Raw genomic sequence first — 5,718 nt, forward strand, 5'->3', positions numbered from 1 at the left:
CTTTATTGATGAATTTATTCTCGATAAGAATCATCTGCTGCCACAGAAAATCTATAAATAATAGTGCGTAAGTCCTAATTGTCTAAAATTAACATAATACACCTTATACGAAATACAACTGTTTTTTCCTTCAAGATCATTATATTAGAGATTGCCGCCTTGAATCATAGAGCAACAAGGCGGCAACTTTTCTATTTTTTATGTTCCACGCTTACTATTTGATCATTGTTCCACGGTTTTGATTAGATATTTTAATTATTAAACTTCTTCCAGTAATAGCCGAGCGAGTGTCTACGAGCGACCACCTGGCATTAAAATTTCGCCCCTGCCTTTTCCCTGATTACAAGCTCCCTTTTGCTTCATAACGAAAGATACAGAGCATCCCGAATGGGTGCGAACTTTGGAGCTTTTGCTTTTCAAAAAGTATGAGCGAAGCGAATACATTACCAATGCTTTTGCTTTTAGATTTCACAAACAGGATTAACCAAAAACTGCCCCACGAAGCGAGGAACGAGCTTCAATAGAGTACGAGCTTTAGCGAGTACATAGGGCAGTTTTTAGTACTCCCCTCTTTTTAATAATTTTATAATTTTATAATTTTAGACTACTTATTCATATTAATAATCAATGGCTTATACTGCTATATCTATACGTTTATGCAGTCTTATCTATACGTTTATGCAGTCTTATCTATACGTTTATGCAGTCTTATCTATACGTTTATGCAGTATTGCTATACGTATTTAATCTATGTAATATAATTACAACTAAAAAGAATGTATGTATAAAAAATGGCAAATGATTTAGTTGTTAAAAATAATGCGCTGATTGATGCAAGTTATACCTTGAGCTTAGTAGAACAACGCTTAATTGGATTGGCTTTGGTCAAAGCTAATAATCAGCACCAAGAAATCACCAGTGATACAGTTCTGACCATACATGCAGGGGAATATGCTGAACAATTTAAGGTTGACGGTTCAGTAGCTTATCGAGCATTAAAAGAAGCATCAGAACGGTTGTTTTTACGCTATTTCTCATACACCTTATATGGCTTGGAATTTGGTAAGGAATACACCTTTAAACGTCCCAAAAAACTAAGAGATTGCGATATACCAACCGTTATGAAATCACGATGGGTACAAAAGATCGGTTATACAGAATCAGAGGGTTTATTACACTTCCAACTTACCAGTGATGTTGTCCTATTGGTTGCTAATTCAAAAGAATATTTCACAAGCTATTACTTATCACAAACTACCGACTTTACCAGTACCTACGCTACTCGATTGTTTGAACTCCTAATGAAATGGAAAAATGTAGGACATATTCCATTTATTGAAATAGAACAATTACGAGGGCAATTAGGTGTAGAACCTAAGCAATATAAAATTATTTCTAACTTTAAGTTGCGAGTCCTAGATGTGGCTGTGGAGCAAGTGAATCAACATTCAGACTATATGATTAAATACGAGCAACATAAGCAAGGGCGGACAATTATAGGTTTTTCATTCAAATTTAAGCCTAAAGTAGATAAAATCTCAAAAAAAATAATATCCAAGCAAAATCGTAGTAGCCCCGATTTTTTTATAAAATTGAGCGATCCACAACGCCACTTATTTGCAAATAAAATGTCTGAAATGCCCGAAATGAGTAAATATTCACAAGGTACGGAGAGCTTTCAGCAATTTGCTATTCGTATCGCTGACATGCTTTTAGAGCCTGAAAAATTCAGAGAGCTTTACCCATGTTTAAAGAAAGCAGGGTTTCAAGCATGATGAAATTAACTAACCTATTAGAAGAATTTCAAGGCACTCAAGCTGAATACCTCGACATCGTTAATTATGAAATTGCGAGGGAAAATATATGCGGTTATATCTTCCTATTATCCCGAATATCAAAAAAAGCCGAACCTACCGAAAAAATACAGGTAGAAAGCAAAATAGAGGACTTAATTTACTATCGGGATAATTTGCAGATCAAAGATATAGAAAATATCCAAAAGATCTTAAATGAGCTAATTCCAGAGTATAAAGCCGAACAAGAAAAACAAAGAGCTAAGAAAAATTAGGCTTTCTTCTTAGCTTTACTTTTTTGCTTTGGCTTAACAATAAATTGCTCTCCCAAAGCCTTACCTTGTTTAAAAGTAACAATTTCCTTAGCTTCAATTTTAAGTTTTTCGCCAGTTTTGGGATTATGTCCCATTCTTTCGGCGCGTTGTTTTACTTCAAAAGTTCCAAAATCAACTAATCGAACATTTTTATCTTCAACTAAGGCTTCTGTAATGACTTCAAGAACTGAGTTAAGAACAACTCTTGCTTCGTCTTGATTAATATTTAATTTAGGTGCTAATTTAGCAATTAAATCGGCTTTATTCATAATCAATTTTCCTCAACATTTGGTAAATCAAAAAGTTGTCTATCTCTATGTTCTGTTAAATACTCGTTGAGTTCAGCGAGTATTTTTTCTTTATTAGCTTCATTGGCATTCATTTTTTTAATTAAATAAGAACCGAGCAAAATTTTACGTCGAGTATCATCCTTTCTTTCCTGCTCTTTTTGCTTTGATTTTTCTCTAGCTTCGATAGCTTGTTTACGAGCCTTTAACTGTTTCAGCTTTTCTAACTGGGCTTCGATTTTCTTTTCAAGAGTTTCAGTAGCTTTTGTCATGATTCAGATTTCGGGATATAGAAAACCACTCAAGCATAAGGCCCTATGAATTGAAATTCAAGCGGGCTATATGCTATCGTGTTTTTCATGAAATGCGCACTTACGACTTGGATTTCATCCAAGTCAAAGTTTGCGTAAGGGGTATCCCCTTAACCCCAAAAAATTGCTACGCAATTTTTTAAAAGCAAAAGCAAAACCATCACAAGGCTAAGGCATGGCAATTTATCACTGTACGACTAAGACCGTTAACCGAAGTTCGGGCCGAACTGCGGTAGCATCTATGGCCTATCGTGCAGGAGAAAAATTGACAGATGAACGGACAGGGTTAACGCACGACTTCACGAGAAAAGAAGGTGTGGTGTATACAGAGATTCTTTCTAACTTGGATACTGAATTAGACCGAAGCAAAGTTTGGAATCTGGCAGAAAAATCAGAAAATCGGAAAGATGCCCGAACCGCACGTGAATGGGTGATTGCTCTACCGGACGAGCTGGATGAAGAACAGCGAAAAGAACTAGCAAGAGAGTTTGCTCAATCTTTAGTAGACCGTTATGGGGTGGTTGCAGATTTAGCGATTCATGCACCTAGCAAAGGTGGAGATGATAAAAACCATCATGCACATATCTTACTGACAACTCGCAAAGCAGAATTAGATACTGAAAATAAACTGGTCCTCACTCAAAAATCGGAAATTGAGTTAAGTAACACCAAAAGAAAAAGCTTAGGCATGGGAACAAGCCAGGAAGAAATTAAACAGATTCGAGCCACCTGGGCAAACTTAGCCAATCATGCTCTGGAATATGCAGGGTATCGGGAAAGAATCGACCACCGCAGTTATGCCGATCAAGGTAATCAGCTACAAGCCACCATACATGAAGGCAGTAAAGTCACCCAGATGCGCAGAAAGGGCATAGATACTGAAATTAGCCGTTTCAACGACACGATAAAACAGCAGAACAATCAACAGCTCCAATACAAACAACAGCACAAGGAACAAACCTTAGAACAGGGTTTCAACCGTGTTGAAAAAGGCTTTGAGCAATGGAAGAAAGATCAGGAAGCTAAACGCCTAGAACTGGAACATAAAAAGCAGTTAAAGCTACAGCAAGAACAAGCGATGAAGCTGAAACAACGCAAAAGCATGAATAGAAATGGGCCTTCCCTATGAGCAATCAAAACGATTTAGACGACCAGTTATATATTTTATTGGCATCCATGAAGGAATACAGGGAAGCTATAGCAGATGATAACAAGCGACTAGAGACGTTTTACAATAAGGTAGCTAGTGGGGTACTAGAACAGAGCAAAAAGACCCTAAATAACGCAAATCAGGAAGCTACACGCGCCCTTCAAGGTCGTATTCAGGAGTTAGATAAAGCCACCGATAAATTGAACTACAGATTTATTGCCTTGTTGTGTGCAATTTTCCTTAGTCTGGTATTAGTTTTCCTGTCTTTTATATTTTTATTCATTCCAAGTTTTGATGAAATCCAGCAGCGTCGAGCAGAAGCAGCTTGGTTAGAACAGAGTTACAACCTAGATATTAAAAATTGTAATGGTAAAGCTTGTGTACGGATCATGAAAAATGACTGTCACGGAACGAATAAAGATTACTGTGTGATTGATCCTAAATAATTACTGGTAAGTACTTTGCTCGGTTCTTCTCTTAATCTTATCAATACCGGATGTCGCAAAGTGGCTCGACTTTGAAACATGGCAAAAGCCATATTTCAAAGTGTCGAGCTTTACTTTTCATTTTTTATGTCCTATCTATTTGTCATAAGGAAGCATACTTTCATAGCACTAATAGTGGACTTAATAATGAGAATATATTTGATTTTCCTGGCTTTTATAATAATATTTTTTATTTTAACTCTAGTTGTTAAATCCAATAATGATCGGAAAAAATTTGAAGTATTCAATGAAATAGAGACAACAAACAAGTTGATACAAAAAAAACCATAATTTTTTTATGGTTTTTATATTTTCAAATAGTGTTTTAGCAAAAATAATTAAATTTCGTATAACCGCCATTATGTAAAATGAAGGTTTATAAATAAAATTAGCCCCCTAATTCTATTTTTCCATGACAGTGTTTATATCTATAACCACTATTACATGGACATGAGGCTGCTCTACGACTAGGAACTGGTACTAAATTCCAATTTTGACGCCATTTTATTCCTAAATTCAACATCATACCTACACCACAATTATATGAAAAATTTCGTATAAATTGATTTGTTTGAATGTTTGTTCCTTTTGGTGAAACTTTTATGTCTATACCAGATACTTCAAAGTTAATTTCAGAAATAGTTAGAGGGAATTCTAAGGAATCAGGAGCTTCTATATCAAAATTCTTTTTAAATAATTCTTTATTATTAATGACATAAAATTTAATTGATAGAAAATCTCCATTTTCATATTTAATTTCAATTTCTTTACCACTAGGGGGGCACTTAAAATCAATAGGAGTTCCTATATTTTCCCAGCAGTTATTCCTCATTACTAAACGCTCTTCCTTAGACACACTAAGCATTTCAACATTTAGCAGTAAATAACCACTTTCATCCCTTGTTAAAGAAACTACATCATAATTATCAATTACAAGTGCGCGAGGTGTTTCATAGTAGAAATTTCCCCCTACTACGGTTAATAATTTATTTCTCCGCCATTCAAAATTGCCTTTTACTTTTTCTGAATTAACCTTATTTTTTTTAAACTCTACTAATTGATCATTGGTATAAGCATAGTTATCAGCATTTTTATGATGCTGTGTACAAAGAGCAATCATACCCTCTGGTCTGTGATGATTTTCAATACTCCAAGGCGGATCGAAATGATGCCATTCGAGATAAGGGTTTCCACAATTAGGAACAGGACAACCAAATCCTACCTCCTGTCTAAGAGTTTGAATTACTTTTTTAGGGGGCGTCCTATTCATTGATGATCTACCATGTGATTTTTTAAATTGTTAGGACTTACGCATTGACGGATTTAAAAAAGTCTCAAACTACTTTATAACGTATCTGTGATCAGACGAACTAAACAT

The 5,718-nt window shown here is 35.2% G+C and carries 7 protein-coding genes; 4 read left to right on the forward strand and 3 right to left on the reverse strand.

Annotation, left to right across the window (positions count from 1 at the left end; all coding sequences use genetic code 11):
• Window positions 1-791: 791 nt before the first annotated feature.
• Window positions 792-1,775: a replication initiation protein RepM gene (repM, locus tag VXQ92_RS15260; RefSeq protein ID WP_159373064.1), complete on the forward strand. Its 984-nt coding sequence runs from the start codon at window positions 792-794 to the stop codon at window positions 1,773-1,775.
• Entirely contained in the window at window positions 1,772-2,068 is a 297-nt protein-coding gene (locus VXQ92_RS15265) for a hypothetical protein (RefSeq protein WP_151820167.1), read from the forward strand. The genes repM and VXQ92_RS15265 overlap by 4 nt, the downstream gene beginning before the upstream one ends.
• Here VXQ92_RS15265 and VXQ92_RS15270 read toward each other — a convergent pair.
• Window positions 2,065-2,376 (reverse strand): HU family DNA-binding protein, encoded by a 312-nt coding sequence (locus tag VXQ92_RS15270; RefSeq protein WP_004870952.1) that lies wholly within the window; start codon window positions 2,374-2,376, stop codon window positions 2,065-2,067. The genes VXQ92_RS15265 and VXQ92_RS15270 overlap by 4 nt on opposite strands.
• Window positions 2,377-2,378: 2 nt before the next feature.
• Complete coding sequence (locus tag VXQ92_RS15275) at window positions 2,379-2,666, reverse strand: mobilization protein (protein WP_416682369.1); 288 nt, start codon at window positions 2,664-2,666, stop codon at window positions 2,379-2,381.
• A gap of 214 nt (window positions 2,667-2,880) precedes the next feature.
• On the opposite strand from VXQ92_RS15275, the gene mobQ reads away from it, so the two are divergent.
• Both mobQ and VXQ92_RS15285 read left to right on the forward strand, forming a co-directional pair.
• Window positions 2,881-3,834 (forward strand): MobQ family relaxase, encoded by a 954-nt coding sequence (gene mobQ, locus VXQ92_RS15280; protein WP_151820165.1) that lies wholly within the window; start codon window positions 2,881-2,883, stop codon window positions 3,832-3,834.
• A complete protein-coding gene (locus VXQ92_RS15285) occupies window positions 3,831-4,301 on the forward strand; it encodes a hypothetical protein (RefSeq protein WP_004282225.1) in 471 nt (156 codons plus the stop codon). Before mobQ ends, VXQ92_RS15285 begins: the two co-directional genes overlap by 4 nt.
• Before the next feature lie 427 nt (window positions 4,302-4,728).
• Here VXQ92_RS15285 and VXQ92_RS15290 read toward each other — a convergent pair whose 3' ends face one another.
• Complete coding sequence (locus VXQ92_RS15290; protein ID WP_005020924.1) at window positions 4,729-5,610, reverse strand: hypothetical protein; 882 nt, start codon at window positions 5,608-5,610, stop codon at window positions 4,729-4,731.
• Window positions 5,611-5,718: the final 108 nt, after the last annotated feature.

This window comes from Acinetobacter sp. 228, from assembly GCF_048147885.1.

Coding starts and splice junctions, on each gene's coding strand:
- VXQ92_RS15265 (WP_151820167.1), top strand. CDS start 1,772: ATGATGAAATTAACTAACCTATTAGAAGAATTTCAAGGCACTCAAGCT.
- VXQ92_RS15270 (WP_004870952.1), bottom strand. CDS start 2,376: ATGAATAAAGCCGATTTAATTGCTAAATTAGCACCTAAATTAAATATT.
- VXQ92_RS15290 (WP_005020924.1), bottom strand. CDS start 5,610: ATGAATAGGACGCCCCCTAAAAAAGTAATTCAAACTCTTAGACAGGAG.
- VXQ92_RS15285 (WP_004282225.1), top strand. CDS start 3,831: ATGAGCAATCAAAACGATTTAGACGACCAGTTATATATTTTATTGGCA.
- mobQ (WP_151820165.1), top strand. CDS start 2,881: ATGGCAATTTATCACTGTACGACTAAGACCGTTAACCGAAGTTCGGGC.
- VXQ92_RS15275 (WP_416682369.1), bottom strand. CDS start 2,666: ATGACAAAAGCTACTGAAACTCTTGAAAAGAAAATCGAAGCCCAGTTA.
- repM (WP_159373064.1), top strand. CDS start 792: ATGGCAAATGATTTAGTTGTTAAAAATAATGCGCTGATTGATGCAAGT.